The following is a 25,706-nucleotide window of genomic DNA, read 5'->3' as shown; positions in this document are numbered from 1 at the left end:
TGGTTCTCCCCGAAAGCTATTTAGGTAGCGCCTCGGACGAATACTACTGGGGGTAGAGCACTGTTTGGACTAGGGGGTCATCCCGACTTACCAACTCCATGCAAACTCCGAATACCAGTAAGTAATATCCGGGAGACACACGGCGGGTGCTAACGTCCGTCGTGAAGAGGGAAACAACCCAGACCGCCGGCTAAGGTCCCAAAGTTCTGGTTAAGTGGGAAACGATGTGGGAAGGCTCAGACAGCTAGGATGTTGGCTTAGAAGCAGCCATCATTTAAAGAAAGCGTAATAGCTCACTAGTCGAGTCGGCCTGCGCGGAAGATGTAACGGGGCTCAAACCAGGCACCGAAGCCGCGGATTCACACTTATGTGTGAGTGGTAGGGGAGCGTTCTGTAAGTCTGCGAAGGTGTATCGAGAGGTATGCTGGAGATATCAGAAGTGCGAATGCTGACGTAAGTAACGATAAAGGGGGTGAAAAGCCTCCTCGCCGGAAGACCAAGGGTTCCTGTCCAACGTTAATCGGGGCAGGGTGAGTCGACCCCTAAGGTGAGGCCGAAAGGCGTAATCGATGGGAAGCAGGTTAATATTCCTGCACGACTTGTAATTGCGATGGGGGGACGGAGAAGGCTAGGTGGGCCAGGCGACGGTTGTCCTGGTGAAAGTGCGTAGGCGGTATCTCTAGGCAAATCCGGAGATGCAACGCTGAGACACGAGACGAAGCCACTACGGTGGTGAAGCCATTGATGCCATGCTTCCAGGAAAAGCCTCTAAGCTTCAGATTACAAGTCATCGTACCCCAAACCGACACAGGTGGTCGGGTAGAGAATACCAAGGCGCTTGAGAGAACTCGGGTGAAGGAACTAGGCAAAATAGAACCGTAACTTCGGGAGAAGGTTCGCTCTTGACAGTGAAGTCCCTTGCGGATGGAGCAGTTGGGAGTCGCAGTGACCAGATGGCTGGGACTGTTTATCAAAAACACAGCACTCTGCAAACACGAAAGTGGACGTATAGGGTGTGACACCTGCCCGGTGCCGGAAGGTTAATTGATGGGGTTAGCGCAAGCGAAGCTCTTGATCGAAGCCCCGGTAAACGGCGGCCGTAACTATAACGGTCCTAAGGTAGCGAAATTCCTTGTCGGGTAAGTTCCGACCTGCACGAATGGTGTAACCATGGCCATGCTGTCTCCACCCGAGACTCAGTGAAATCGAATTCGCCGTGAAGATGCGGTGTACCCGCGGCTAGACGGAAAGACCCCGTGAACCTTTACTACAGCTTGGCACTGAACATTGAACCTACATGTGTAGGATAGGTGGGAGGCTTTGAAGGCGTGACGCCAGTTGCGCTGGAGCCGTCCTTGAAATACCACCCTTGTATGTTTGATGTTCTAACGCAGGGCCCTGAATCGGGCTCGCGGACAGTGCCTGGTGGGTAGTTTGACTGGGGCGGTCTCCTCCCAAAGAGTAACGGAGGAGCACGAAGGTTGGCTAATCCTGGTCGGACATCAGGAGGTTAGTGCAATGGCATAAGCCAGCTTAACTGCGAGACGGACAGGTCGAGCAGGTACGAAAGTAGGTCATAGTGATCCGGTGGTTCTGAATGGAAGGGCCATCGCTCAACGGATAAAAGGTACTCCGGGGATAACAGGCTGATACCGCCCAAGAGTTCATATCGACGGCGGTGTTTGGCACCTCGATGTCGGCTCATCACATCCTGGGGCTGAAGTCGGTCCCAAGGGTATGGCTGTTCGCCATTTAAAGTGGTACGCGAGCTGGGTTCAGAACGTCGTGAGACAGTTCGGTCCCTATCTGCCGTGGGCGTTGGATGATTGAAGGGAGTTGCTCCTAGTACGAGAGGACCGGAGTGAACGAACCTCTGGTGTTCGGGTTGTCACGCCAGTGGCACTGCCCGGTAGCTAAGTTCGGAATCGATAACCGCTGAAAGCATCTAAGCGGGAAGCGAGCCCTGAGATGAGTCATCCCTGACCCCTTGAGGGTCCTAAAGGGCCGTTGGAGACCACAACGTTGATAGGTGGGGTGTGTAAGCGCGGCGACGTGTTGAGCTAACCCATACTAATTACCCGTGAGGCTTAACCATACAACACCCAAGAAGTGTTCTGGGCCTTGTAGCAAGTGCATGAACTACTTACTTAATTCAGTGATAGTGACGAGCCATTAAGGCCAAGTCGTTATTCACGTCAGCTTTCCGAGATTGAAGTTTTTGCCTGGCGGCCATAGCGCCGTGGAACCACCTGATCCCATGCCGAACTCAGAAGTGAAACGCGGTAGCGCCGATGGTAGTGTGGCATTCGCCATGCGAGAGTAGGACACTGCCAGGCACCCAATTTGAAGAAGCCCGCTCAATCGAGCGGGCTTTTTTATTGCCTGAATTCCTGTATTTGATCGCAGCTTTATTCCAAGCCTCTCTTTATTGTTCATCTCGACCGGCCTCTTGCTCCCTTATTTCCTCATTCACAGCTCAATATTTATTCGTTTATTCCGCGTGCTGGATATAAAAAGTACAGAATGTGATGCCTCTACCTTTCTTGCCGGGTCCGCTCTGCTTTAATTCGTCTGCCTAGGATCGATGGGCCAAGGAATCACAATAATTTGAGGAATGGACTGATGTTCAAGAGAACAGTAACGATGATACTGGCGGCGGGAACCCTGGTATTAGGTGGTTGTGCATCCAGTGGTGGTGCGGAGCAAGGGGCGGATAACAGCGACTTCGGTGGCAAGTCCATCTACCTGCGCGGGGAGATGAATGACTGGATGGCGACCGATGAGAGCAAGGTGGTCAAGGTCGCCGACAAGCTGTACATGGCCAAAGGCACACTCAAGAAAGAGTGGGCGCCCTACAAGTTCAAGTTCGCTGACTCGGGCTGGAGCTGTGGCACCAACTTCGGCCACAAGAGCCCGAGTGACGGCGTCGCTGTGCTGGGCGGTGAGGCCGTACCGGTCAATCCCTGCTCCAAGTATGAGGACATGAAGTTCTCACCTGAGGTGGATGGGGTCTACGAGTTCTATCTGAATATGGCCGGTGAGACGCCAAGCGTTTACGTCAAGAAGCCCTGAGTCTGCCCTGATCGCTAAATCCTTCAGGAAATGAATCGGTTAAACGCCCCGACCCAGAAATCTGCTGGTCGGGGCGTTTTTTTAGGATTAGAATCGGCGCCCTCATGAGATGGGTTATACTATATATAGTATCTATATGTCGTTATTTATCTATTGGTTGTGTTTTTAACCCATATCATGACGTCGTTGCATTCACATAAGGTGGCTTGAAAATGGCTAAATCCAACCCCGTGCTAGAGACCGAACTCGGCACCGGCCTCATCCCCATGCAGGAAACCTCCCTCGAGATCTGGGACAGCAAGTATCGTCTCAAGAGCAAGGATGGGGCCCCCATCGATGGCTCCATTGACGAGACCTACCAGCGGGTCGCCCGTGCCCTGGCCGAGCAAGAGCGCGAGCCTGATGCCTGGTATGAGTCTTTCCTGTGGGCGCTGCGCAATGGCGCCATCCCGGCGGGCCGGATCACCTCCAACGCGGGGGCCTTCGAGCACAAACCCGCTACCTCGACCATCAACTGTACTGTCTCCGGCACCATCGAGGATTCGATGGATGACATTCTCGGCAAGGTGCACGAGGCGGGGCTGACCCTGAAGGCGGGTTGCGGCATCGGCTACGACTTCTCGACCCTGCGCCCGCGTGGCGCCTTCGTCTCCGGCGCCGGAGCCTATACCTCGGGCCCGCTCTCCTTCATGGATATCTACGACAAGATGTGTTTCACCGTCTCGTCGGCCGGTGGGCGGCGCGGCGCCCAGATGGGCACCATGGATATCCGTCACCCCGATGTGATCGAATTCATCCAGGCCAAGCGGGAAGATGGCCGTCTGCGTCAGTTCAACCTCTCCCTGCTCATCACCGAAGACTTCGTCAAGGCGGTGAAGGAGGATGCCCCCTGGCAGTTGATCTTCCCCTACACGGCCAAAGAGGTGGAGCAGGACGGCATAGCGCTGGATGATCCCGACGTGGTGTTCTGGGCCGACTGGCCCAACAAGGAAGGGGTGGTCATCAACGCGCTGGGCCAGGTGGCCTGCAAGGTCTACAAGACCCTGCCGGCGCGCAAGCTGTGGAACGTCATCATGACCTCCACCTACGACTATGCGGAGCCCGGTTTCATCCTGATCGACAAGGTCAATCAGATGAACAACAACTGGTTCTGCGAAGAGATCCGTGCCACCAACCCCTGTGGCGAGCAGCCCTTGCCCCCCTATGGCGCCTGCCTGCTGGGCTCGGTCAACCTGACCAAGTTTGTGCGCGAGCCCTTCACCGAGCGGGCCACCTTCGACTGGCAGGCGTTTCGCAAGGTGGTGGCCATCTTCACCCGCATGCTGGACAACGTGGTGGAGATCAACCAGCTGCCCTTGCCCAAGCAGCGCGAGGAGATCACAGCCAAGCGTCGTCACGGCATGGGCTTCCTCGGTCTTGGCTCGACCCTCACCATGCTGCAGATAAAGTACGGCTCAGCCACCTCCGCCGCCTTCACCGAGCAGGTTTCTCAGGAGCTGGCCATGACCGGCTGGCAGGAGTCTCTGCGTCTGGCGAAAGAGAAGGGCCCGGCGCCCATCATGGAGCAGGAGTTCGAGGTGACCGGCAAGATGTTGCGCCTGCGTCCGGAGATGGCGGCCGATGGTATCAAGGTCGGCGACAGGCTCAAGGGCAAGGTGCTGCACGCGCGCTACAGCCGCTACATGCAGCAGGTGGCCGAGGTGGATCCCGTCCTGGTGGCCGAGCTGGCCGAGGTGGGAGGACGTTTTACCCATCACAGCAGCATAGCACCGACCGGTACCATCTCCTTGTCGCTGGCCAATAACGCCAGCAACGGCATAGAGCCGAGCTTCGCCCACCACTACAGTCGCAACGTCATCAAGCCGGGCAAGAAGAGCAAGGAGAGTGTGGATGTCTACTCCTTCGAGCTGCTGGCCTATCGCGAGCTGATCAACCGGGCTGCCATGCCCCATGGTGAAGAGGAAGGGACCCGCCTGCCGGATTACTTCATCACCGCCGACGACATCAGCCCGGCCCAGCACGTGGACATTCAGGCGGCGGCCCAGCGCTGGATCGACTCCTCCATCTCCAAGACCGCCAATGTGCCGACCGACTTCCCGTTCGAGCAGTTCAAGGACATCTACATGTATGCCTCGGACTCGGGGTTGAAGGGTTGTACCACCTTCCGCTTCAACCCTGAGGCCTTCCAGGGGGTGCTGGTGAAGGAGAAGGATCTGGAGAACACTCAGTACGAGTTCACCCTGGAGGATGGCTCCGTCATCACGGTCAGGGGCAACGAAGAGATTGAATACGATGGCGAGCTGCACACCGCCGCCAACCTCTATGACGCCTTGAAAGAAGGCTATTACGGTAAATTCTGAGAACAGATTATGGTCAAGAAGATCGACAAGAAAATCGTCGCCTACAAGGTGCGTACCAAGGATGAGCCGCAGGAAGCGCTGGCTCCCCAGGATGACGTGGTGCACATGCATGAGACTGTGCTGCGCCCGGAGCGCTTGATGGGCACCACCTATAAGCTGAAGACGCCGGAGCATGTCTCCGAACACTCGCTGTTCATCACCATCAACGACATCATTCTCAACGAGGGCACCGTCCACGAGACGCGCCGCCCGTTCGAGATCTTCATCAACTCCAAGAGCCTGGAGCACTATCAATGGATAGTGGCGCTGACCCGCATCATCTCGGCGGTGTTCCGCAAGGGCGGGGATGTCACCTTCCTGGTGGAGGAGCTGAGATCCGTGTTCGATCCCAAGGGCGGTTACTGGAACAAGGGCAAGTATGTTCCCTCCCTGATCGCCGAAATTGGCAACGTGATCGAGACTCACCTCACCGAGATCGGCATGCTCAAGCCGGTCGGGCTGGATGAACACCAGCAGGCGTTCCTGGCCGAGAAGCAGGCCGAGTTGCAAGCCGAGCAACACAGCCAGGAGCAGCAGGCCGGCAGCGGCTTCCCGGCCAATGCGGCGCTCTGCTACAAGTGCCACAGCAAGGCGCTGGTGCTCAAGGATGGCTGCATGACCTGCCTCAACTGCGGCGATTCGAAGTGTGGCTAACAGGCGCGGTTAGCCGATAAGCAGTGCGAAAAGACCGGCCTATGGGCCGGTCTTTTCTATTGAGTGTTTTCTGTTCAGTCGGTGGCGGGAGCCAAAGGGATTTGTTGCACGCTGGTAAAATCGGGCGTAGCGTGAGGGGTAATAAAACTGTCACGACCGTGTGGTTTCAATGACATCTGAGATTCACACACGTGGCACCTTCAGTGCCAAGGAGGATGCTTATGGACAATACGGACCGAAAGCTGTTTATCCTGGATACCAACGTTCTGCTTCACGAACCCCTCGCCATCTACTCCTTCAAAGAGCACGACGTGCTCATCCCCATGACGGTGCTGGAAGAGCTCGACAACATCAAGGATCGTCAGAAAGACGTCAGCCGTGATGCGCGGGTCGCCATCCGTGCGCTGGAAGACGTGTTCCGTGACGCCAACCCTGAGCAGATAGTGCAAGGGGTGGCGCTGGCGGGTGAGGCGAGCGGTCATATCTCCATCTTCAGTGATCACCATCTGCCCCAGGATGCCGAGGTGTTCACCGACAAGGAGGCCGACAACCGCATCATCAACGCGGCCCTTTATCTGCAAAAGCACGAGATGAAACGCCAGGTGGTGCTGGTGACCAAGGACATCAACATGCGCCTCAAGGCCAAGGGGGCCGGTCTGGCGCATGTGGAAGACTATCGCAGCGACCAGCTGATCGACGATATCCGGCTGCTGGCCAAGGGCTTCCAGGTGGTGCCGGGCAGCTTCTGGGAGCGGGTCGGCGAGTGCGACAGCGAGACCCATGGTCGCGACACCGTCCACGTGATCGACTCGAAACTGCTGGAGGGGGTGCACGTCAATCAGTACCTGCTGGACGAGGAGAACTTCTTCGCCGCCAGGGTATTGAGCAACGATGGTCATAAGATCCGCCTCAAGGATCTGGGCCGTGAGCGGTTGATGTCGCGCAAGGCCTGGGGCGTGCATCCCAAGAACATCTATCAGGGCATGGCGCTCGACGCCTTGCTCGATCCGCACATCGATCTGGTGATCCTGACCGGCCCGGCGGGCTGCGGCAAGACCTTGCTGGCCATGGCGGCGGCGCTGGAGCTGGTGATCGAGAAGGGGATCTACGAGAAGGTGATCGTCACCCGCAACACCCCTGAGATCGCCGAGAGCATCGGCTTCCTGCCCGGCACCGAGGAGGAGAAGATGATGCCCTGGCTGGCGGCGGTGACCGACACCCTGGAGGTGCTGCACAAGCAGGACGAGAACATGAGCGGCTCCCTCAGCTACATCATGGAGAAGGCCAACATCCAGTTCAAGTCGGTCAACTTCATGCGCGGGCGCAGCATCCAGAACACCTTCGTGCTGCTGGACGAGTGCCAGAACCTGACCGCGTCCCAGATCAAGACCATCATCACCCGTTGTGGCGAGGGCACCAAGATCGTCTGCTCCGGCAACCTGGCCCAGATTGACTCCAATTATCTGAGCCCGGTGACCTCGGGTCTGACCTATATAGTCGAGCGGTTCAAGGATTTCGATGGCAGTGCCAACATCTTCCTGAACGGGGTGGTGCGCAGCAAGCTCGCCTCCTTCGCCGAGGAAAATCTCTGATCCAACTGAAGATCTTCATATAAAAAGGGAGGCCAATCGGCCTCCCTTTTTTGTTCCCGTCGGCTGCTATTGACCAAGGTAACGCAGCAGTCCCGGGTGATCGCTGTTTTGCAGGATATCCGGGGTGCCCTGCAGGGCGATGCGCCCCTCGTCGACGAACAGCACCTGATCGGCGATGAGCTGGGCATCCTCCGGATTGTGGGAGACCATCAGCACAGTGATGCCCTGCTCGCAGGCGAGCCTGGCCACCTCCGCCAGCATCTCCCGGCGCAGGGCCGGATCCAGGGCCGAGAAGGGTTCATCCAGCAGCAGCAACGGCTTGCCGCGCACCAGGGCGCGGGCCAGCCCCACCCGCTGCTGCTGGCCGCCGGAGAGCTGCTCCGGCAGCCGCGCCAGCATCTCGCCAAGGCCCACCCGCTCTGCGGCCTGTTTCACCTGCTCGCGCTGGGCCTGGCTCAGGCGCAGACCAGGGTGCAGGCCGATGGCGATGTTGTCGAACACCGACAGGTGCAGGAACAGGTTGTGATCCTGAAACAGGGTGGTGACCGGGCGCTCGGCGGGGCCGAGCGGCAGCAGATCGACGCCATCGAAGCTGAGGCGACCGGACTCTACCGGCACGAAACCGGCGATCATGCCGAGCAGGGTGGACTTGCCGGCGCCGCTCGGGCCGATCAGCGCGGTGATCTCCCCCCTGGGCAGGGTGGCGCTGAAGGTCACCCGCCAATCCGGGTAGCTGGTCGCCAGGGCATCAATGTTCAGCATTTTTTCCTCCAAGCCCCCGCTCTACCAGCCAGAACAGGGAGAAACACAGAATGAGCAGCAGCAGGGCGGTGGCCGCCGCATCGGTCAGCCGGTAGCTGCCGAGCTGTTGATAGAGCAGCCAGGGCAGGGTGGTAAGCGCCTGGCTGCCAAACATGGCGATGGCACCGAGATCTCCCAGGGACAATATCATGGAGAGTGCCATGGCCAGCGCCAGCGGGCGGCGCAGCAAGGGCCACTCCACCAGCCGCAGCCGATGCAGGCCGCGCACCCCCAGGCTGTCGGCCAGCCTGTCGTACTGGCGCACCACCAGCTGCATGGGGGCGCTGAGGGTACGCAGCACATAGGGCAGCGCCATCAGGGCATTGACCAGCACCACCAGCCAGGGGCCGAGGGCAAAGACATCAGTAAAGGGCATGAACATGATGAAGAGGCCAGTGGAGAGTACCACCGCCGGGATCATCAGGATCATGGAGCCGCTGGCTTCCCACAGGGCGGCGGCTCGCCGCTTGCGGGCGCGCACCCGCAGGTGACGGCTGGTGAGCAGCAGGGCGGCGCCGAGCAGGGTGGCCAGCAGCCCCGCCGCCAGCGCTATGGCCAGCGACTGGCCGCCCGCCTGCCACAGCTGGGGTGAGCGCAGGGCCGTCAGCAGGCCGGGGTTGAGGCCCGCGATCAGGATGGCCAGCAGCGGCGGCAGGAAGATGGCGAGCCCGAGCAGCAGGGCGGCACCGTCCAGCCAGCGGGTGCCAGGCTGGTGACGGTCCGGTCGCAGGCAGGGACGGCGATTGCTGAGCCGGCTGGAGGGGGTGGTCTGCAACCGGTGTTGCAGCATCAGCAGGGCGGCGGTCAGCAGCAGCTGCACCAGCGCCAAGCCGCCCGCGGTGGCGAGATCGAAGTCAAAGCGCAGCGCCTGATAGACGGCCACCTCCAAGGTGGTGGACTTGGGGCCGCCGCCGAGCGCCAGCACTGTGGTGAAGCTGGTGAAGCAGAGCATGAAGATGAGGCTGGCCAGCCCCGGCAAGATGCCGCGGATGAGCGGCCACTCCAGCAGCCGGAAGATATGGGAGGAACGCATGCCAAGCTGGCTGGCGAGGCGCCAGCTCGATTCGGGGATGCCCTCTATGCTCTGCAGGATGAGGCGCGCCGCCAGCGGCATGTTGAAGAACACGTGGGCCAGCAGGATGCCGAACAGGCCGTACAGGTAGTTGCCGGGATCCAGCCCCAGGCTGCGCAGCCCCTGTGGCAACCAGCCCTGGCCGCCGTGCACCGTGACTATGCCGAAGATGGCGATGATGACCGGCAGCACCAGGGAGAGGCCAAACAGCTTGAGCAGCAGGCGACGGCCGGGGAAACGGCGCCGTGCCAGGGCGCGGGCGACCGGAATGGCCAGCCCCAGGCTCAGCAGGGTGGAGAGCAGCGCCTGCCCCAGGCTGAAGCCCAGCACATGGCGCAGGTAGGGGTCGGCCAGCAAGGTACTGGGGAGAGTCCCCGCCTGCCACAGCAGGGCGGCGAGGGGGCCCAGCGACAGCAGCAGGATGAGGGCGGTGGCTGCGCTGCCCGGCAGCCACCAGAGAGAACGAGAGGGGCTCACTGGGTGACGGCTTGCAGCCACTCGCGGATCCAGCCCTTGCGGTTGGCGGCCACCTCATCACTGGCAAAGCTCAGCGGCCTGGCTACCGAGATCATCTGCTCGAAGCCCTTGGGCAGGGGAACTTCCGTCACCGGATACATCCAGTTGCCGGCGGGGATCTCCTGTTGGAAGGCGGGGCTTATCATGAACTGCAGGAAGCGGTCGGCCAGCTTGTCTTGCTTGGCGCCTGCCAGCTTGGCGGCCACCTCCACCTGGCGGTAGTGCCCCTCCTCGAAGGCGGCGGCCCGATACTGGGGCTTGCCCTCGGCGATGAGGTGATAGGCGGGGGAGGTGGTGTAGGAGAGTACCATGTCGGCCTCACCATCGAGGAACATGCCATAGGCCTCGGACCAGCCCTTGGTGACGGTGACCGTCTTCTTGGCGAGCTGGGCCCAGGCGGCGGTGGCCTGGTCACCGTAGACCGACTTCATCCACAGCATCAGCCCCTGACCTGGGGTGGAGGTGCGCGGATCCTGATAGATCACCTTGATGTCCTGGCGCTCGACCAGCTCTTTCAGGCTCTTGGGGGGCTGCTTGAGTTTGTCCTTGTCGTAGACGAAGGCGAAGTAGCCGTAGTCATAGGGGACGAAGGTGTCATCCTGCCAGCCACCCGGCACCTTGAGTGCGGCCAGGTCCGTGTGATGGGGGGCGAACAGCCCGCTCTGCTTGGCCTCGCTGACCAGCGCATCGTCCAGCCCCAGCACCAGGTCGGCCTTGCTGTGCTTGCCCTCCAGCCGCAGCCGGTTGAGGATGGCGACGCCATCCTCCAGCGCCACCAGATTGAGGGTGCAGCCGCACTCCTGCTCGAACGCCTGCTTGATCTTGGGACCAGGACCCCATTCGGCGGCGAAGGAGCTGTAGGTGTAGACGGTGAGGGTGTCGGCCGCGAAGGCTTGGGCCGAGAGCAGGCTGGCGGCAACCAGCAGAAGGGGTTTCATCAATGGCACTCCCTGTGAGTGGTGAGGTGCCAGCAACCGGTATTGCATCGGCGGCACTTCCTGTGGGTCCAGAGGTGCCAGCCGCATGAATCTCAGCGCTGGCACTTCTGCTATGGGTCAGGTGCCAGCGGATGAGAGCGCAAAAAACGAGCGCCATGCCTCAAATTCCTCCGCCAGCATTATCTGGATCAGGTTCACGGGTATAATCTCAGCGGTAAACCGCACCCCGTTTGAGCAACGAATCGCATTGTATTAACGTTCTCGGGGGGAGGCCAGCACAAACTTGTGCCCCGGGGACCCAGGGGGCCGCGACAGCAGGAGATGCGAGTGATCACCAGCACCAAGGAAAGACGCGCCTTCGCGCGCATGCTCATCAATGCCCCGGTCACCCTCTTCCAGCATCAGCAGGTGCTGGAGGGCATCTGCCGGGATCTCAGTGCCAACGGCATGGGCGTTGAGGTGAATGAACACGGCTTCGATCTGCAGCAACTCATCCGCATCAGCCTGGCGACCAGCAGCAACCTGCTGCCACCGTTCGAGGTCCAGGCCCGCATAGTGCGGGTGCTGGAGGAGGAGAAGGGGCTGTTGCTGGCGCTGGAGTTTCAGTCTCTGACCTGAACCTGCTGCACCTTCCACTGCTTGCTATCGACCAGCGTCTTGCTGGTCGATGCTATTTGGCCCATCGGCAGCTGGGCGGGCCCGGTCGGCTCCAGCAACAGATAGGTCTGCCCCTCCCAGGCCAGGGTCGTATCCCCCGGCTTGGCTGGCAGGGCGACCCCCAGCAGGGTATGGCCCGGCACGAACACCATGGCCTGGGGCAGCTCGGGAAAGCGTTGGGCGAGCATGGCCGCCATCAGGGTGACCTTGCTGTCACAGTCCCCCTGATTTTGCTCCAGCACCTGACGGGGGCTCAGGAAGCCCTTGCCGGTCCGGCCTGAGGGGCTGTCGAGCAGGTGGTAGGGAATGGCCTGGATGAAGTCGAGCATCTGGGCCACCGTCAGCTGCCGCGCCTCCGTCTCGGTGGCGCCTTCTTGTGTCAGCAGTTCGGTCAGCGGCGCCAGCTCCTGCCGGCTCTCCAGGGCGATGCGCACATGATCCTGCTTGATGGCGGGATGGCCATCGGGCGGGGTAAAGGGTTGGAAGTAGTGCTGCTTGAGCCACTCCGCCTCCAGCTTGCTGCGCTCCGGCCCGACCCAGTCTCGGGCCGCCCTGGCCTGCTCGGCGTTGCGACTCTTGATGCTCAGCAGCAGATCGGGGCGGGAGAGGGAGAACTGCACGGCGGGGAAGTCAATGACGGCCTGCTGCAGCAGCCGTTGCAACACCTCCTCCTGCATCCGGTCCGGGCGATAGGCGATGAGCGGCGGCAGCGTGCCGGGGGCCAGCTGGTAGCTGACTTGCTGGCTCTTGCCCTCGCTGTCCTGCCAGCCGGTGTCGATCTGGCCGCCACTGTTGTTGAAGTAGCGCTGGCTGGCCCCCGCCGGCAGCGCCAGCAGGGCGCAGAGCAGCGCCAGGCCCCCGTATCTCCTCATCCTTCCCTCGCTCACCCTCTACTCCCGCCGACATGAAAACAGGGAGCCTTGGCTCCCTGCTGATTCTACCCGTTTTCTGGCGGCGCAAGCCCGCATCTGAACGAGCTGGCTCAGATCCAGCTCGGCTGTCTGGCCTCGAAGGCGTCGATGGCGGCCCCGTGTTGCAGGGTCAGCCCGATGGCATCCAGCCCGTTGAGCAGGCAGTAGCGGCGGAACTCGTCGATCTCGAAGCTAAAACACAGCGCACCGGCGCGCACCTGGTTGGCCTCCAGATCCACCTCGATCTGCAGGCCAGGGGTGGCCGCGACCAGCTGGAACAGCGCCTCCACCTCTTGCTCTTGCAGGCGCACCGGCACCAGGCCGTTGTTGATGGCGTTGCCGTAGAAGATGTCGGCGAAGCTAGGCGCTATCAGGGTCTTGAAGCCGTAATCCGCCAGCGCCCAGGGGGCGTGCTCGCGGCTCGAGCCGCAGCCGAAGTTCTCCCTGGCCAGCAGTATGCTGGCACTAGCAAAACGCGGCTGGTTCAGCACGAACTCGGGGTTTGCTTGCAAGCCCGCGTCATCCAGGAAGCGCCAGTCGTGGAACAGATGCTTGCCAAAGCCGGTGCGGTTCACCTTCTGCAGAAACTGCTTGGGAATGATGGCGTCGGTGTCGACGTTGGCGCTGTCGAGGGGGACGACGATCCCTTTGTGTTGCTTGAAGCCTGTCATCTTGTTCTCCTCGTTACAGTGCGCGAATGTCGGCGAAACGACCGGTGACGGCGGCGGCGGCGGCCATGGCCGGGCTCACCAGATGGGTGCGGCCGGCACGGCCCTGACGCCCCTCGAAGTTACGGTTGCTGGTGGAGGCGCAGCGCTCCCCCGGTTGCAGCCGGTCGTTGTTCATGGCCAGACACATGGAGCAGCCGGGCAGACGCCACTCGAAGCCCGCCTCGATGAAGATCTTGTCGAGACCCTCGGCCTCGGCCTGGGCCTTGACCTGCTCCGAGCCCGGCACCACCAGCGCCTGCACTCCGGCGGCGACCTTGCGGCCACGGGCGATAGCGGCGGCGGCACGCAGATCCTCGATGCGGCTGTTGGTACAGGATCCGATGAACACCTTGTCGATGGTGACGTCGCTGAGCCTCTGACCCGGCTGCAGATCCATGTAGGCGAGCGCCTTGCGGGCGGACTGCTGCTCCATCAGATCGGCGAAGGAGTCTGGATCCGGAATGGGCTCATTGACGGAGATCACCTGGCCCGGGTTGGTGCCCCAGGTCACCTGGGGCGCGATGGCGGCGGCATCCAGCACCACCTCGGCATCGAATGTGGCATCGGCATCGCTGCCCAGTCCCTGCCAGTAGGCGATGGCCTGCTCCAGCGCCTCACCCTTGGGGGCGAACACCTTGCCGCGGATGTAGTCGATGGTGGTCTGGTCGGGGGCTATCATGCCCGCCTTGGCGCCGAGCTCGATGGCCATGTTGCACACCGTCATGCGCCCTTCCATGGAGAGACCCGCGATGGCGTCCCCCGCGAACTCCACCACGTAACCGGTGCCGCCGGCGTGACCGACCTTGCCTATGATGGCGAGCACCACGTCCTTGGCGCTGATGCCCTCGGCCAGCTTGCCGTTGACGCTGATGCGCATGGTCTTGGCCCGGCCCTGCTTCAGGGTCTGGGTGGCCATCACGTGCTCCACCTCCGAGGTGCCGATACCGAACGCCAGGGAGCCGAAGGCGCCGTGGGTGGCGGTGTGGGAGTCGCCGCAGACTATGGTGGTGCCGGGCAGGGTGATGCCGAGCTCAGGCCCCATCACGTGGACTATGCCCTGATACTGGTGGTTCAGATCGTAGAGCCGGACGCCGAACTCCTTGCAGTTGTCGGCGAGCGTCTCCATCTGGATGCGGGCCATCTCGCCGGAGGCGGCGATGTCCTTGGTGGTGGTGGAGACGTTGTGATCCATGGTGGCCCAGGTGAGATCCGGGCGCCGCAGCGGCCGGTTCATGGCGCGCAGGCCGTCGAACGCCTGCGGGCTGGTCACTTCGTGTACCAGGTGGCGGTCTATGTAGATGAGCGGCGTTTCGCCTGCCACTTCACGCACCACATGGGCGTCGAACACTTTCTGATAGAGGGTCTTGGACATTGCTCTTTCCTTGTTATTCAAACCGTTGCCATCAGATGCGCGCGGCGATCTGGGAGCCCATGTCGGCGGTGCTCTGCACCGGGTGACGGGCCGTTGCCTGGTGCAGATCGGCGGTGAAGTAACCCTCGGCCAGGGCTTGGGCCACGGCCTGCTCGATGGCCTGGGCGGCGGTTTCCTGGCCCAGACTGTAGCGCAGCATCAGGGCGGCGGAGAGGATCTGGGCTATGGGGTTGGCGATGCCTTTGCCGGCGATGTCCGGCGCCGAGCCACCGGCCGGTTCGAACAGGCCGAAGCCTGATTCGTTCAGGCTGGCGGAGGGCAGTAGCCCCATGGAGCCGGTGATCATGGCGCACTCGTCGGAGAGGATGTCACCGAACAGGTTGGAGCAGAGCAGCACGTCGAACTGGGACGGATCCTTGATGAGCTGCATGGTGGCGTTGTCGATATACATGTGGTTCAGCGCCACATCCGGGTAGGACTTGGCAACCTGGGTCACCACCTCGCGCCACAGGATGGAGGAGGCGAGCACGTTGGCCTTGTCGATGGAGGTCACTTTGCTGCGGCGCACCCGGGCTGATTCGAACGCTATCTTGGCGATGCGCTCGATCTCGAAGCGGTGATACACCTCGGTGTCGAACGCCTTCTCGGTGGCACCTTCCCCCTCGCGCCCCTTGGGCTGGCCGAAGTAGATGCCGCCGGTCAGCTCGCGCACGCAGGCGATGTCAAAGCCGCGATCGGAGATGTCGGCGCGCAGCGGCGAGAACTGCTCGAGACCGGTGTAGATGCGGGCCGGACGCAGGTTGCAGAACAGTTTGAAGTGGGCACGCAGGGGCAGCAGGGCGCCGCGCTCCGGCTGATCGTTCGGCGGCAGGTGCTCCCACTTGGGGCCACCGACCGAGCCGAACAGCACGGCATCGGCCGCTTCGCAGCCGGCTATGGTGCTTTGTGGCAGCGGGGTGCCATGGTTGTCGATGGCGATGCCGCCGACGTCGTGGCGATCATAGTCGAGGGAGAAGCCGAATTTGGTCTGTACCTTGGCCAGCACCTTGATGGCTTCGGCCATCACTTCCGGGCCAATGCCGTCACCCGGCAATACTGCGATCCGATAACTGCTCATACTGTTTCCGTCCTGATGTTGTTATTGAGCGCCATCTGCTCAGCGACCCGATACGGCGATCCGATCACTGTTCAGGCGGTCTCTGTCCTGATGTCGTTATTGAGCTCCATCCGCTCAGACTGTTTCCGATTTGATACTGTTATTGCGTTCCATCTGTTCGGCGACCTGATCGGCGCGCCAGATGCTGTTGATGACATGGACCAGGGCCTGGGCCGAGGATTCGATGATGTCGGTGGCCAGCCCCATGCCATGGAATTTGCGGCCCTTGTATTCGGCGACGATGTCGACCTGGCCGAGGGCGTTCTTGCCTTCCCCCTTGCCTTTGAGCTCGTACTTGTCGATGCGGATCTCGTAGCCGGTGATGCGATTGATGCACTGGTATACCGCATCCACAGGACCGTTGCCGGTAGCCGCTTCGCAGATCAGATCTTGACCCACCTTCAGCTTGACCGAGGCGGTGGCGAGCACCGAGCTGCCGCTCTGCACGCCGAGGTACTCCAGCTTGAAGTGCTCGGGCTCCTCGTGGATCTGGCTGAAGAAGGCGAGCGCCTCGAGATCATAATCGAACACCTGGCCCTTCTTGTCGGCCAGGGTCAGGAACTTGCCGTAGAGGTCGTCGAGGTCGTAGCTGCTCTCGAGGTAGCCCATGCTCTCCATGCGGTGCTTGATCACGTGGCGGCCGGAGCGGGAGGTCATGTTGAGGCTGTTCTGGGTCAGGCCGATGCTCTCGGGGGTGATGATCTCGTAGGTGTTCTTGGCCTTGAGCACGCCGTCCTGATGGATGCCGGAGCTGTGGGAGAAGGCATTGGCGCCGACGATGGCCTTGTTCGGCTGCACCGGCATGTTGCACAGCTGACTGACCAGGGTGCTGGTGCGGTGGATCTCGCTGTGGCGGATGTTGGTGTGGACCCCGAGCAGGTCGGCGCGGGTCTTCAGGATCATCGCCACCTCCTCCAGGGAGCAGTTGCCCGCTCGCTCGCCGATGCCGTTGATGGTGCACTCGATCTGGCGGGCCCCCATCTGTACGGCGCCGATGGAGTTTGCCACCGACAGGCCGAGATCATCGTGGCAGTGCACCGAGATGATGGCCTGATCGATGTTCGGCACCCGGTTGAACAGGGTCTGGATGATGCCGGAGAACTCGGTCGGTACCGTGTAGCCGACGGTATCCGGGATGTTGATGGTGCGGGCGCCGGCCTTGATGGCGGCCTCGACCATGCGGCACAGGTTATCGATGGGGGTGCGGCCCGCATCCTCGCAGGAGAACTCCACGTCGTCGGTGTAACGGCGAGCATGCTTGACCGCGCTGATGCCCATCTCCAGCACATCCTCGAAGCTCTTCTTGAGCTTGCTCTCCACGTGGATGGAGGAGGTGGAGATAAAGGTATGGATGCGGAAGGCTTCCGCGACCTTCAAGGCTTCGCCGGCGGCATCTATGTCCTTGGGCAGGGCACGGGCCAGGGCGCAGACCCGGCTGTTCTTGATGTGGCGGGCTATGGTCTGCACCGAGAGAAAATCACCGGGGGAAGAGACCGGGAAGCCCACCTCCATGACGTCGACCCCGAGCCGCTCGAGGGCCTGGGCGATCTGCAGCTTCTCCTTGACCGTCAAGCTGGCCGACAGGGCCTGCTCACCATCACGCAAGGTGGTATCGAATATGATGACCCGATCTGACATGTGACTTCCCTCTTCCTAAGTTCGGTACCGGCACCCTGCATGGCATAAAAAAACCCGTGCGGGGTGCACGGGTTTTTGTAAATTCCGGCTATGCCATAGCCCGGCTACAAAGATCCCGCGCGACGAGTCGCGATTAGGGAAAGCAGTAGTAGCGGGGCGGCAATAGGCATGATGACTCAATCCTTCCAGTCGATAACGCTTCTACCAATATCGAGATTTTTATGCTGTGTCAACACGAACCGACAGGTTCAATCCGCTGTGTTATTTAATCGGATTGTAAAGGAATGCAAATTTCCTTGTCCCATATTCGGTTCATGCCTGATCATCTGGTTATTCCTGCTGTACTCGATCACCCGCACGATTCAGATCGACTTATCAGCTATTGCTGAATTATCTGAGGTATCCCATGGAAAAACGCAGACCAGGTCGTCCGGTCGGACGCTCCGACATCCGTGACAAGCTGCTTGCCGCCGCGCGCGAGCGTTTTCTCAATACGCCCTACAGCAAGGTGACGACCCGCGAGATCGCCGAGCTGGCCGGCTCCAATCTGGCGATGATCCACTACTACTTCGGCAGCAAAGAGGGTCTCTACAAGGCCGTGCTGGGGGATGTGGCCGAGCCGCTGGATCAGGCCTGGCATGACGAGAGCAGCAATCGCAGCCTCAACGATCTGCTCAATACCTACTATCAGGTGATGGCCCCCAACAGCGAGTTGACCTCCGCCATCTCCAGTGCGTTATCGACTGAGAAGAGCCCGGGCCGGGATTTTGTGCTGAACCGTCTGCTGGAGCGTCAGCTGCCCCAGTTCGATGCCCTGCTGGAATCCATGAGATCCAGCGGTCAGCTCGGTGACAACCTGGATCCCGAGATGCTGAAGATCTCCTTCCTCAGCATGATGTGGCAGCCGTTCGTGATGAAGGATCTCTATGAGCAGGTGTTCGGCCTGACCGTGGACGAGAGCTTCATGAGCCGGCTGGCGGATCACAACTGCCGACTGATGGAAAGCGGGCTGCGTGCCTCCGTGAACTGAGTCTCCACTCGGATCACTCCAGAAAAGGGCCGCTTGGCCCTTTTTTCATCGCGCTTTTCACAAATCTGTTATCTGTTCTTCAACTAAGTGTCACCCCACCGCCCTAGTCTGCATCGAGACGTCAGGGAAGGAGGGGCTATGAACAAGATCCAGCAATGGGACCTGCGGGTGTGCCGTCTCTGCCTGCTCCATCCTTACAACCGCCCGCAGGCCAGGATCAGCCGGGCCATCTCCCACACCGGCGATGGCCCGCTCTATGCCGTGCTGGCCGCCTTGCTCTGGTGGCAGGGGGGAGCGCAGCGCGAGACGGTGCAGATCGCCGTGCTGGCCTTCGCCCTCGAACTACCGCTCTATCTGCTGCTCAAGAATGCCCTGAAACGCCAGCGGCCGGTGGGGTTGCCGGTCTTCATCACCCCCTCAGATCGCTACAGCCTGCCGTCCGGCCATACCGCCGCCGCCTTCCTGATGGCAACGGTGCTGGCCGCCAGCTTCCCGCTCTGGGCCCCGCTGCTGTTCCTCTGGGCCATGTTGGTGGGGGCGTCGCGGCTGCTGCTCGGGGTGCACTATCTGAGCGATCTGGTGGCCGGGGCCCTGCTCGGCGGTGGCTGCGCCTTGTGGGCATTGAGCGGGAGTCAGGGATGAAGATACTGTTTGGCGTGCAGGGTACCGGCAATGGTCACATCAGTCGCAGCCGCACCCTGGCCAAGGCGCTGAAAGCCAGGGGGATAGAGGTCGATTACCTGTTCAGCGGCCGGCCGGCCGATGGTTACTTCGAGATGGGCGAGTTTGGGCATTATCGCACCTTTGCCGGCATCAGCTTCGTCAGCCACGAGGGGAGCATCTCGGGCTGGCGTACCCTCAAGGGGCTCTCCCCCTGGCGTTTCTGGCAGGACATGCGGGCCCTCGACTGCCGCGATTACGATCTGGTGATCAGCGATTTCGAGCCACTCAGCGCCCATGCCGCCCGTCGCTGGCAAAAGCCGAGCCTGACCATCAGCCATCAGGCCAGCTTCGACTGGTCCATTCCGCGTTGGGGGGAGAGCGGCTTCAGCCGCCAGCTGATGCGCCGCTTCGCCCCGGTCCGGCAGTCGTTGGGGCTGCACTGGTTTCACTTCGGTCAGCCGCTGTTGCCCCCCATCATCGATCCCATAGCGCTGGCCCCGGACAATCAGCAGATCCTGGTCTACCTGCCATTCGAACAGACCGAGCAGATTGCGGCCCTGCTGTCGCGCTTCAACCAGCAGCACTTCGTCTGCTTCCACCCCGCCATCCGCACCCCTAGCCAGTGGCACAACATCCACTTCGAGCCCCTGGCGCGAGAAGGCTTCAAGCAAATCTTGGCCGGTTGCCGCGGGGTCATCACCAATGCCGGTTTCGAGCTGGCCTCGGAGGCGCTCTCTCTCGGCAAGAAGCTGCTGGTCAAGCCGCTCGGTGGCCAGTTCGAGCAACTGACCAATGGCAAGACCCTGGAGCTGATGGGGCTGGCCCAGCTGATGGAGACCCTGGACGCCAACGGGGTCAGAGCCTGGCTGGAGGCGCCGGCGCCGGGGGCCATCCGCTATCCAGACGTGGCGGCCGAGCTGGCCGCCTGGCTGGCCGGCGGCGCGGTGGAGGGGATCGAGCAGTTGTCCCGCCGCCTGTGGGCCAGGACCCTCTTCCCGGAGGAGGTGTGCGATCGTCTCAGCGAGCTGGAGGGGCGCATGGCATTGACGCGCCCCTGGTTATCGCAACTCAGCGCCTTTGACTAGACTGAAATGATCCCATCAAGGAGAGGACGGACAATATGCGCTTTACCAATGAAAACGGCGATACCATGACCCTGGCGGACAATCTGACACTCCATGAACTACTGGACATGGGGGTCAGCATCTCGGTCTGCGAGGAGACGGATCCGGATCAGCAGATCTGGCTGGTGGAGCCCGAACAGGACCATTGAGTCCCAGGCTGATTGAGGGCCCACCCCGGCGGGTGGGCCATTTATTTCCGTCTAGGCCTGAATTTGCAGCATGATCCGCTGGTTTCCCTCCCATCCCCCCCCGCTTTCTTTTCGGTCAGATGACCAAGTCACTGAATGTTAATAGCTGTTTGAAATTTATGACTGTTCTGGTCAGACAAAGCCGTGGACAAGCGTTCACAGGCGGGTTAAGTTGGTTTTTCACCCGATTTTGGGGTGAATGATGGAAAAAACCTATTTTTCTACTATCGACGGCTCCGAACTCGCCTGGTCTGGATGCAGACAACAACAAGAGACGGATCGGCGCTGCCGGGAAGCAGCGGACTGTCGATAGTTTTTGCTTAACGGAGCAAAGCCTGGAGGGCTTTATCATGGAGATGTTATCAGGCGCCCAGATGGTAGTTAGAGCGCTGGAAGATCAGGGAGTGGAGCACGTCTTTGGCTACCCTGGTGGCTCAGTGCTCGACATCTATGACGCTCTCTTCGAAAACGGCAAGATGGAACACATCCTGGTGCGGCACGAGCAGGCCGCGGTGCACATGGCGGACGGCTACGCCCGCTCCACCGGCAAGGTGGGCACTGTGCTGGTGACCTCGGGTCCCGGCGCCACCAACTGCATCACCGGCATCGCCACCGCTTACATGGACTCGATCCCCCTGGTGATCCTGTCCGGCCAGGTGCCGACCAGCATGATCGGGGAAGATGCCTTCCAGGAGACCGACATGATCGGCATCTCCCGTCCTGTGGTGAAGCACAGCTTCCTGTGCAAGAAGGCCAGCGACATCCCCGATGCCATCAAGAAGGCCTACTACATTGCCGCCAGTGGCCGCCCGGGGCCTGTGGTGGTGGATCTGCCCAAAGACGTGCAGAACCCGAAAGAGAAGTTCCCCTATCAGTATCCCGAGTCCGTCTCGCTGCGCTCCTACAATCCGACCAAGGCCGGACACAAGGGCCAGATCAAGCGGGCCGCCAAGTTGCTGACCGAGGCCCAGCGCCCGGTCATGTACGTGGGCGGTGGCGCCATCAACGCCAATGCGGATCATCTGGTGACCAAGCTGGCCGAGCTGCTGAACCTGCCGGTGACCACCACGCTGATGGGGTTGGGGGCCTTCTCCGGCATCCATCCGCAGTTCATCGGCATGCTCGGCATGCACGGCACCTTCGAAGCGAACAAGACCATGCACAACGCGGACCTGATCTTCGCTGTGGGTGCTCGTTTCGACGACCGCGTCACCAACAACGTGGCCAAGTTCTGTCCCAATGCCACCATAGTCCACATCGACATAGATCCCACCTCCATCTCCAAAACGGTGCAGGCCCACGTGCCCATCGTCGGCTCGGTGGAAACCGTGCTGGAGCAGATGCTGGAAGTGATCCGTGAGTGCGGCTTCGACAATGACAAGCAGGCGCTGACGGAGTGGTGGGAACAGATAGCGCAGTGGCGCTCCCGCAACTGCCTGGCCTACGAGACCCATCCCAACCTGATCAAGCCACAGCAGGTGATAGAGGCGCTCTACAAGGTGACCAAGGGCGAGGCGTTCGTCGCCTCCGACGTGGGTCAGCACCAGATGTTCGCCGCGCTCTACTACCCCTTCGCCAAGCCGCGCCAGTGGATCAACTCCGGTGGCCTCGGCACCATGGGCTTCGGCATTCCCGCCGCCATGGGCGCCCAGTTCGCCAATCCGGATGCGGTGGTGTGCTGTGTGACCGGTGACGGCTCGGTACAGATGAACATCCAGGAGCTCTCCACCTGTCTGCAATACGGGGTGCCCATCAAGATCATCTCCATCAACAACCGCGCCCTCGGCATGGTCAAGCAGTGGCAGAAGATGTTCTACGGCGGCCGCCACAGCCACTCCTACATGGAGTCACTGCCGGACTTCGTCAAGCTGGCGGAAGCCTATGGCCACGTCGGCATCGCCGTGAGCGATCCGGCGGAGCTCGAGAGCGCCATGGAGAGGGCCTTTGCCCTGAAGGATCGGCTGGTGTTCATGGATATCTCGGTCGACCCGGATGAGCACGTCTATCCGATGCAGATCAAGTTTGGTGCCATGGACGAGATGTGGCTGAGCAAGACGGAGAGAACCTGACGATGGAACATATTATTTCGGTCGTACTGGTGGATCACGCCGTCGATGAGATGTGGCTGAGCAAGGCGGGGGAAATCTGATGCGACACATTATTTCGGTATTGCTGGAGAACGAATCCGGCGCCCTGAGTCGTGTGGTGGGCCTCTTCTCCCAACGCGGCTACAACATCGAGACCCTGACGGTGGCCCCCACCGAGGATCCGACCCTGTCGCGCATGACAATCGTCACCATGGGCGACGAGCGGGTGCTGGAGCAGATCCAGAAGCAACTGCACAAGCTGGTGGACGTGCTCAAGGTGTGCGATCTCAGCGAGGGTGAACACATCGAGCGGGAGATCGCCCTGGTCAAGGCGCGCGCCGCCGGTGGCGCCCGCGACGAGCTGAAGCGGCTGGCGGACATCTTCCGTGGCCAGATCGTCGACGTGACCCCGGAGCAGTACACGGTGCAGCTCGTCGGGACGAGTGAGAAGCTGGATGCCTTCATCAAGACGGCGGCCCAGACCAACGAGATCATCGAGGTGGTGCGCTCAGGGGTCTGCGGCATCTCCCGCGCCGACAAGGCACTGCGACCCTGATACCGCTGGTTGGCTGCATCATCCCAAAGGGGCTCTTCGGAGCCCCTTTGTCATGGGCGTCATGGGGGGGAGGGGGCAGAGCGAGTCTGTCATTTTCTTTCAAATGATCGGGAAACTATCCACAAAAGCTGTGGAAAACTCTGTAGATTAGCGGTGTGTCTGGCGTTAGTTTGCTGATCTTAAAGGGGTATTTCTATTTGATCCCGACTGGATCGCAAGTGTCCAATCCCCTGTGGCGGCAGTGAGTGGTTGCTTATCCTCCCGCCCTTGCCAGGCAGGCGCTGGTGCCAGGATTCGGGATCCGGTCAGGATCCTGATTTGATCTTGCGGATCAACAGCTCGCCCGCCAGCCATAAAAAAACCCGCCTCTCGGCGGGTTTTTTAGCAGTGTCAGTAAAGAGCGAACTTATGCTTCGGCTGCCTCGGCCTGGGCGGCCTGGATACCGGTCAGGGCGATGGTGTAGACGATATCGTCCACCAGGGCGCCACGGGACAGGTCGTTGACCGGCTTGCGCATGCCTTGCAGCATGGGGCCGATGGAGACCAGCTCGGCGGAGCGCTGTACCGCCTTGTAGGTGGTGTTGCCGGTGTTCAGGTCCGGGAACACGAACACAGTCGCTTTACCGGCAACCGGTGAGTTCGGTGCCTTGGACTTGGCCACGTTCTCCATGATGGCCGCGTCATACTGCAGCGGGCCGTCGATGATGAGATCCGGGCGCTTGGCCTTGGCCAGCTCGGTCGCTTCACGCACTTTCTCTACGTCCGCGCCGGCGCCAGAGGTACCGGTGGAGTAGGAGATCATGGCGACGCGCGGCTCGATGCCGAAGGCGGCAGCGGAGTCGGCGGACTGGATGGCGATCTCGGCCAGCTGTTCGGCGCTCGGATCCGGGTTGATGGCGCAGTCACCGTATACCAGCACCTGATCAGGCAGCAGCATGAAGAAGATGGAGGAGATGAGCGACGAACCCGGGGCTGTCTTGATGATCTGCATCGGCGGACGGATGGTGTTGGCGGTGGTGTGCACGGCGCCGGAGACCAGACCGTCCACTTCGCCACGCTCGAGCATCATGGTGCCCAGCACCACGTTGTCTTCCAGCTGTTCGCGGGCAACCACTTCGGTCATGCCCTTGTTCTTGCGCAGCTCGACCAGACGCGGCACGTAGCGCTCGCGCACTTCCAGCGGGTCGATGATCTCGACGCGATCGGTCAGTACCACACCCTGCTGTTCGGCGACGCGACGGATCTCTTCCGGGTTGCCCAGCAGCACCGGACGGGCAATGCCACGCTCGGCACAGATGGCGGCAGCCTTGATGGTGCGCGGCTCTTCCCCTTCCGGCAGCACGACGCGCTTGTTGGCCTGACGGGCCAGCTCGGTCAGCTGATAACGGAAGGCCGGCGGGCTCAGACGACGGGAACGGGTGGACTTGGCAGAGAGCGACTCGATCCAGTGCTTGTCGATGTGGCCAGCCACATAGTCCTGCACCAGTTCGATCCGCTCGCGGTCATCTTCCGGGATGTCGACGTTGAAGTTCTGCAGGCTGACGGCGGTCTGCCAGGTATTGGTGCCGGTGATCATGATCGGCAGGCCGGTGGCCATGGCCTGTTGGCACAGGGCGATGACTTGCGGCTCCGGATGATAGTTACCGGTCAGCAGCAGGGCGCCCAGCTTGACGCCGTTCATGGCGGACAGGCAGGCGGAGACGATGACGTCGGAGCGATCGCCTGAGGTCACCAGCAGGCTGCCCGGACGGAAGTGCTCGATCATGTTGTGGATGGAGCGGGCGCAGAAGGTCACGGTCTGCAGGCGACGGCTGTCCAGCTCACCCTTGTGCAGGATCTTGGCGGCCAGGTGCTTGGCGAGATCCTTGGCGCGCGGGGCGATCAGCTGGGTGTTCCAGGGGATGCAACCGAGGATGCGCAGCGGGCTCTTGCCGAAGACCTGCAGCACTTCCAGGTTATGAGCGGAGTCGGAGGTGTGGTGATGGGCCTCGAACATCTCGGTCAGATCGGGGCGGGTCACGCCATGCTCGTCAACCGGTGCGCCGACCTTGTTGATCACGCAGCCCACGATACGCGGGTTGCTGACGCCACCAAAGTTGGAGCAGGCCAGCTCGATGCGCTCTTTGAGCTTCTGGCTGGAGTCGTTGCCCGGATGGGTCACGAACACCATGTCGGCGTCCAGCGCCTTGGCCACGTCGTAGTTCAGCTTGTTGGCAAACGGCTGCTTGTCGGTCGGGACCAGACCTTCGATCACCACCACTTCGGCGCCGCTGCTCTTCACGTGCTCTTCGAAGCGAGCCACGATCTCTTCCAGCAGGATATCGGTGTTGCTGGAGGTGATCATGTTCTCGGCGTAGGAGAGGGCGAACGGCTCGGGCGGATTGATGTTGGCGGCGGCGCGGATCACGGCGGTGGAGCGCTCGGTACCGGTTTCACCCGGACGCGGCTGAGCCACCGGTTTGAAGAAGCTGACATTGACACCGTGACGTTCCATGGCGCGAACGACGCCAAGACTCACGGAAGTTACGCCGACACCAGTGCCGACCGGGATGAGCATAATAGTGCGTGCC

The 25,706-nt window shown here is 61.2% G+C and carries 20 protein-coding genes, 2 rRNA genes and 1 riboswitch (1 of these 23 only partly in view); of the genes, 13 read left to right on the top strand and 9 right to left on the bottom strand.

Going from position 1 to position 25,706, the window contains the following annotated elements; translation table 11 throughout:
• The 6 genes from EL255_RS17370 to EL255_RS17345 all read left to right on the top strand — a co-directional run.
• A 23S ribosomal RNA gene (locus tag EL255_RS17370) occupies positions 1-2,095 on the top strand (it extends 795 nt beyond the left edge of the window).
• A 126-nt stretch (positions 2,096-2,221) separates the two neighbouring features.
• Positions 2,222-2,336: ribosomal RNA gene (gene rrf, locus EL255_RS17365) — 5S ribosomal RNA — on the top strand.
• Positions 2,337-2,622: 286 nt separating this feature from the next.
• Positions 2,623-3,072 carry an early set domain-containing protein gene (locus EL255_RS17360; RefSeq protein WP_042654295.1) on the top strand — a complete coding sequence of 150 codons (450 nt, stop codon included), beginning with the start codon at positions 2,623-2,625 and terminating at the stop codon, positions 3,070-3,072.
• Between the two features lie 212 nt (positions 3,073-3,284).
• Positions 3,285-5,432, top strand: coding sequence for an adenosylcobalamin-dependent ribonucleoside-diphosphate reductase (locus EL255_RS17355; RefSeq protein ID WP_042654294.1), 2,148 nt, complete (start codon positions 3,285-3,287; stop codon positions 5,430-5,432).
• Between the two features lie 9 nt (positions 5,433-5,441).
• Positions 5,442-6,125: a TSCPD domain-containing protein gene (locus EL255_RS17350; protein ID WP_042654293.1), complete on the top strand. Its 684-nt coding sequence runs from the start codon at positions 5,442-5,444 to the stop codon at positions 6,123-6,125.
• A gap of 221 nt (positions 6,126-6,346) precedes the next feature.
• Positions 6,347-7,717 (top strand): PhoH family protein, encoded by a 1,371-nt coding sequence (locus tag EL255_RS17345; RefSeq protein ID WP_042654292.1) that lies wholly within the window; start codon positions 6,347-6,349, stop codon positions 7,715-7,717.
• A 66-nt stretch (positions 7,718-7,783) separates the two neighbouring features.
• On the opposite strand, the gene thiQ is transcribed toward EL255_RS17345, so the two are convergent.
• From thiQ to thiB, 3 genes are read right to left on the bottom strand one after another with little or no spacing between them, the layout of a single operon-like run.
• Positions 7,784-8,479 carry a thiamine ABC transporter ATP-binding protein gene (thiQ, locus tag EL255_RS17340; protein ID WP_042654329.1) on the bottom strand — a complete coding sequence of 232 codons (696 nt, stop codon included), beginning with the start codon at positions 8,477-8,479 and terminating at the stop codon, positions 7,784-7,786.
• A complete protein-coding gene (gene thiP, locus EL255_RS17335; protein WP_408608782.1) occupies positions 8,466-10,088 on the bottom strand; it encodes a thiamine/thiamine pyrophosphate ABC transporter permease in 1,623 nt (540 codons plus the stop codon). The genes thiQ and thiP overlap by 14 nt, the downstream gene beginning before the upstream one ends.
• Positions 10,064-11,044 (bottom strand): thiamine ABC transporter substrate binding subunit, encoded by a 981-nt coding sequence (gene thiB, locus EL255_RS17330; protein WP_042654290.1) that lies wholly within the window; start codon positions 11,042-11,044, stop codon positions 10,064-10,066. The genes thiP and thiB overlap by 25 nt, the downstream gene beginning before the upstream one ends.
• Before the next feature lie 148 nt (positions 11,045-11,192).
• A riboswitch (TPP riboswitch) is annotated at positions 11,193-11,283 on the bottom strand.
• Between the two features lie 88 nt (positions 11,284-11,371).
• Here thiB and EL255_RS17325 point away from each other — a divergent pair.
• Positions 11,372-11,662 carry a PilZ domain-containing protein gene (locus tag EL255_RS17325; protein WP_042654289.1) on the top strand — a complete coding sequence of 97 codons (291 nt, stop codon included), beginning with the start codon at positions 11,372-11,374 and terminating at the stop codon, positions 11,660-11,662.
• Here the strand turns inward: EL255_RS17325 and EL255_RS17320 are convergent.
• The 5 genes from EL255_RS17320 to leuA form a co-directional block, all read right to left on the bottom strand.
• Complete coding sequence (locus tag EL255_RS17320) at positions 11,647-12,573, bottom strand: hypothetical protein (RefSeq protein WP_042654288.1); 927 nt, start codon at positions 12,571-12,573, stop codon at positions 11,647-11,649. The two genes, EL255_RS17325 and EL255_RS17320, sit on opposite strands and share 16 nt — an antisense overlap.
• A gap of 110 nt (positions 12,574-12,683) precedes the next feature.
• A complete protein-coding gene (gene leuD, locus EL255_RS17315) occupies positions 12,684-13,283 on the bottom strand; it encodes a 3-isopropylmalate dehydratase small subunit (RefSeq protein WP_042654287.1) in 600 nt (199 codons plus the stop codon).
• Positions 13,284-13,296: 13 nt separating this feature from the next.
• On the bottom strand, positions 13,297-14,694 hold the full coding sequence (gene leuC, locus EL255_RS17310) for a 3-isopropylmalate dehydratase large subunit (protein WP_042654286.1): 1,398 nt from the start codon (positions 14,692-14,694) through the stop codon (positions 13,297-13,299).
• 31 nt (positions 14,695-14,725) lie between these two features.
• A complete protein-coding gene (gene leuB / locus EL255_RS17305) occupies positions 14,726-15,811 on the bottom strand; it encodes a 3-isopropylmalate dehydrogenase (protein WP_042654285.1) in 1,086 nt (361 codons plus the stop codon).
• 114 nt (positions 15,812-15,925) lie between these two features.
• Complete coding sequence (gene leuA, locus EL255_RS17300) at positions 15,926-17,488, bottom strand: 2-isopropylmalate synthase (protein ID WP_042654284.1); 1,563 nt, start codon at positions 17,486-17,488, stop codon at positions 15,926-15,928.
• A 406-nt stretch (positions 17,489-17,894) separates the two neighbouring features.
• Here leuA and EL255_RS17295 point away from each other — a divergent pair, with 406 nt between their 5' ends.
• The 6 genes from EL255_RS17295 to ilvN all read left to right on the top strand — a co-directional run bounded on the left by EL255_RS17295 (position 17,895) and on the right by ilvN (position 23,136).
• Positions 17,895-18,518 carry a TetR/AcrR family transcriptional regulator gene (locus EL255_RS17295; protein ID WP_042654283.1) on the top strand — a complete coding sequence of 208 codons (624 nt, stop codon included), beginning with the start codon at positions 17,895-17,897 and terminating at the stop codon, positions 18,516-18,518.
• Positions 18,519-18,656: 138 nt separating this feature from the next.
• Entirely contained in the window at positions 18,657-19,160 is a 504-nt protein-coding gene (locus EL255_RS17290) for a phosphatase PAP2 family protein (RefSeq protein WP_042654282.1), read from the top strand.
• Positions 19,157-20,266, top strand: a complete 1,110-nt coding sequence (locus EL255_RS17285; RefSeq protein WP_042654281.1) for an MJ1255/VC2487 family glycosyltransferase — start codon at positions 19,157-19,159, stop codon at positions 20,264-20,266. The genes EL255_RS17290 and EL255_RS17285 overlap by 4 nt, the downstream gene beginning before the upstream one ends.
• Before the next feature lie 35 nt (positions 20,267-20,301).
• Positions 20,302-20,454, top strand: a complete 153-nt coding sequence (locus EL255_RS17280) for a hypothetical protein (RefSeq protein ID WP_126623399.1) — start codon at positions 20,302-20,304, stop codon at positions 20,452-20,454.
• Between the two features lie 389 nt (positions 20,455-20,843).
• Positions 20,844-22,562, top strand: a complete 1,719-nt coding sequence (locus EL255_RS17275) for an acetolactate synthase 3 large subunit (protein ID WP_042654280.1) — start codon at positions 20,844-20,846, stop codon at positions 22,560-22,562.
• Between the two features lie 79 nt (positions 22,563-22,641).
• On the top strand, positions 22,642-23,136 hold the full coding sequence (ilvN, locus tag EL255_RS17265) for an acetolactate synthase small subunit (protein WP_005311605.1): 495 nt from the start codon (positions 22,642-22,644) through the stop codon (positions 23,134-23,136).
• A gap of 406 nt (positions 23,137-23,542) precedes the next feature.
• Here ilvN and pta read toward each other — a convergent pair whose 3' ends face one another.
• Positions 23,543-25,693, bottom strand: a complete 2,151-nt coding sequence (gene pta / locus EL255_RS17260; RefSeq protein WP_197720959.1) for a phosphate acetyltransferase — start codon at positions 25,691-25,693, stop codon at positions 23,543-23,545.
• Positions 25,694-25,706: the final 13 nt, after the last annotated feature.

Origin of the sequence: Aeromonas encheleia, assembly GCF_900637545.1 — a bacterium.
Taxonomy (GTDB): domain Bacteria; phylum Pseudomonadota; class Gammaproteobacteria; order Enterobacterales; family Aeromonadaceae; genus Aeromonas; species Aeromonas encheleia.
This window is presented reverse-complemented; position numbering and strand designations above follow the sequence as displayed.

Excerpts from the sequence above, each read along its gene's own strand:
- EL255_RS17320 (WP_042654288.1), bottom strand. The coding sequence starts at position 12,573 with ATGAGGAGATACGGGGGCCTGGCGCTGCTCTGCGCCCTGCTGGCGCTG.
- thiQ (WP_042654329.1), bottom strand. The coding sequence starts at position 8,479 with ATGCTGAACATTGATGCCCTGGCGACCAGCTACCCGGATTGGCGGGTG.
- EL255_RS17355 (WP_042654294.1), top strand. The coding sequence starts at position 3,285 with ATGGCTAAATCCAACCCCGTGCTAGAGACCGAACTCGGCACCGGCCTC.
- leuC (WP_042654286.1), bottom strand. The coding sequence starts at position 14,694 with ATGTCCAAGACCCTCTATCAGAAAGTGTTCGACGCCCATGTGGTGCGT.
- EL255_RS17275 (WP_042654280.1), top strand. The coding sequence starts at position 20,844 with ATGGAGATGTTATCAGGCGCCCAGATGGTAGTTAGAGCGCTGGAAGAT.
- ilvN (WP_005311605.1), top strand. The coding sequence starts at position 22,642 with ATGCGACACATTATTTCGGTATTGCTGGAGAACGAATCCGGCGCCCTG.
- EL255_RS17290 (WP_042654282.1), top strand. The coding sequence starts at position 18,657 with ATGAACAAGATCCAGCAATGGGACCTGCGGGTGTGCCGTCTCTGCCTG.
- EL255_RS17295 (WP_042654283.1), top strand. The coding sequence starts at position 17,895 with ATGGAAAAACGCAGACCAGGTCGTCCGGTCGGACGCTCCGACATCCGT.
- EL255_RS17360 (WP_042654295.1), top strand. The coding sequence starts at position 2,623 with ATGTTCAAGAGAACAGTAACGATGATACTGGCGGCGGGAACCCTGGTA.
- EL255_RS17285 (WP_042654281.1), top strand. The coding sequence starts at position 19,157 with ATGAAGATACTGTTTGGCGTGCAGGGTACCGGCAATGGTCACATCAGT.
- thiB (WP_042654290.1), bottom strand. The coding sequence starts at position 11,044 with ATGAAACCCCTTCTGCTGGTTGCCGCCAGCCTGCTCTCGGCCCAAGCC.
- leuB (WP_042654285.1), bottom strand. The coding sequence starts at position 15,811 with ATGAGCAGTTATCGGATCGCAGTATTGCCGGGTGACGGCATTGGCCCG.
- EL255_RS17345 (WP_042654292.1), top strand. The coding sequence starts at position 6,347 with ATGGACAATACGGACCGAAAGCTGTTTATCCTGGATACCAACGTTCTG.
- leuA (WP_042654284.1), bottom strand. The coding sequence starts at position 17,488 with ATGTCAGATCGGGTCATCATATTCGATACCACCTTGCGTGATGGTGAG.
- EL255_RS17350 (WP_042654293.1), top strand. The coding sequence starts at position 5,442 with ATGGTCAAGAAGATCGACAAGAAAATCGTCGCCTACAAGGTGCGTACC.
- pta (WP_197720959.1), bottom strand. The coding sequence starts at position 25,693 with ATGCTCATCCCGGTCGGCACTGGTGTCGGCGTAACTTCCGTGAGTCTT.
- EL255_RS17280 (WP_126623399.1), top strand. The coding sequence starts at position 20,302 with ATGCGCTTTACCAATGAAAACGGCGATACCATGACCCTGGCGGACAAT.
- leuD (WP_042654287.1), bottom strand. The coding sequence starts at position 13,283 with ATGACAGGCTTCAAGCAACACAAAGGGATCGTCGTCCCCCTCGACAGC.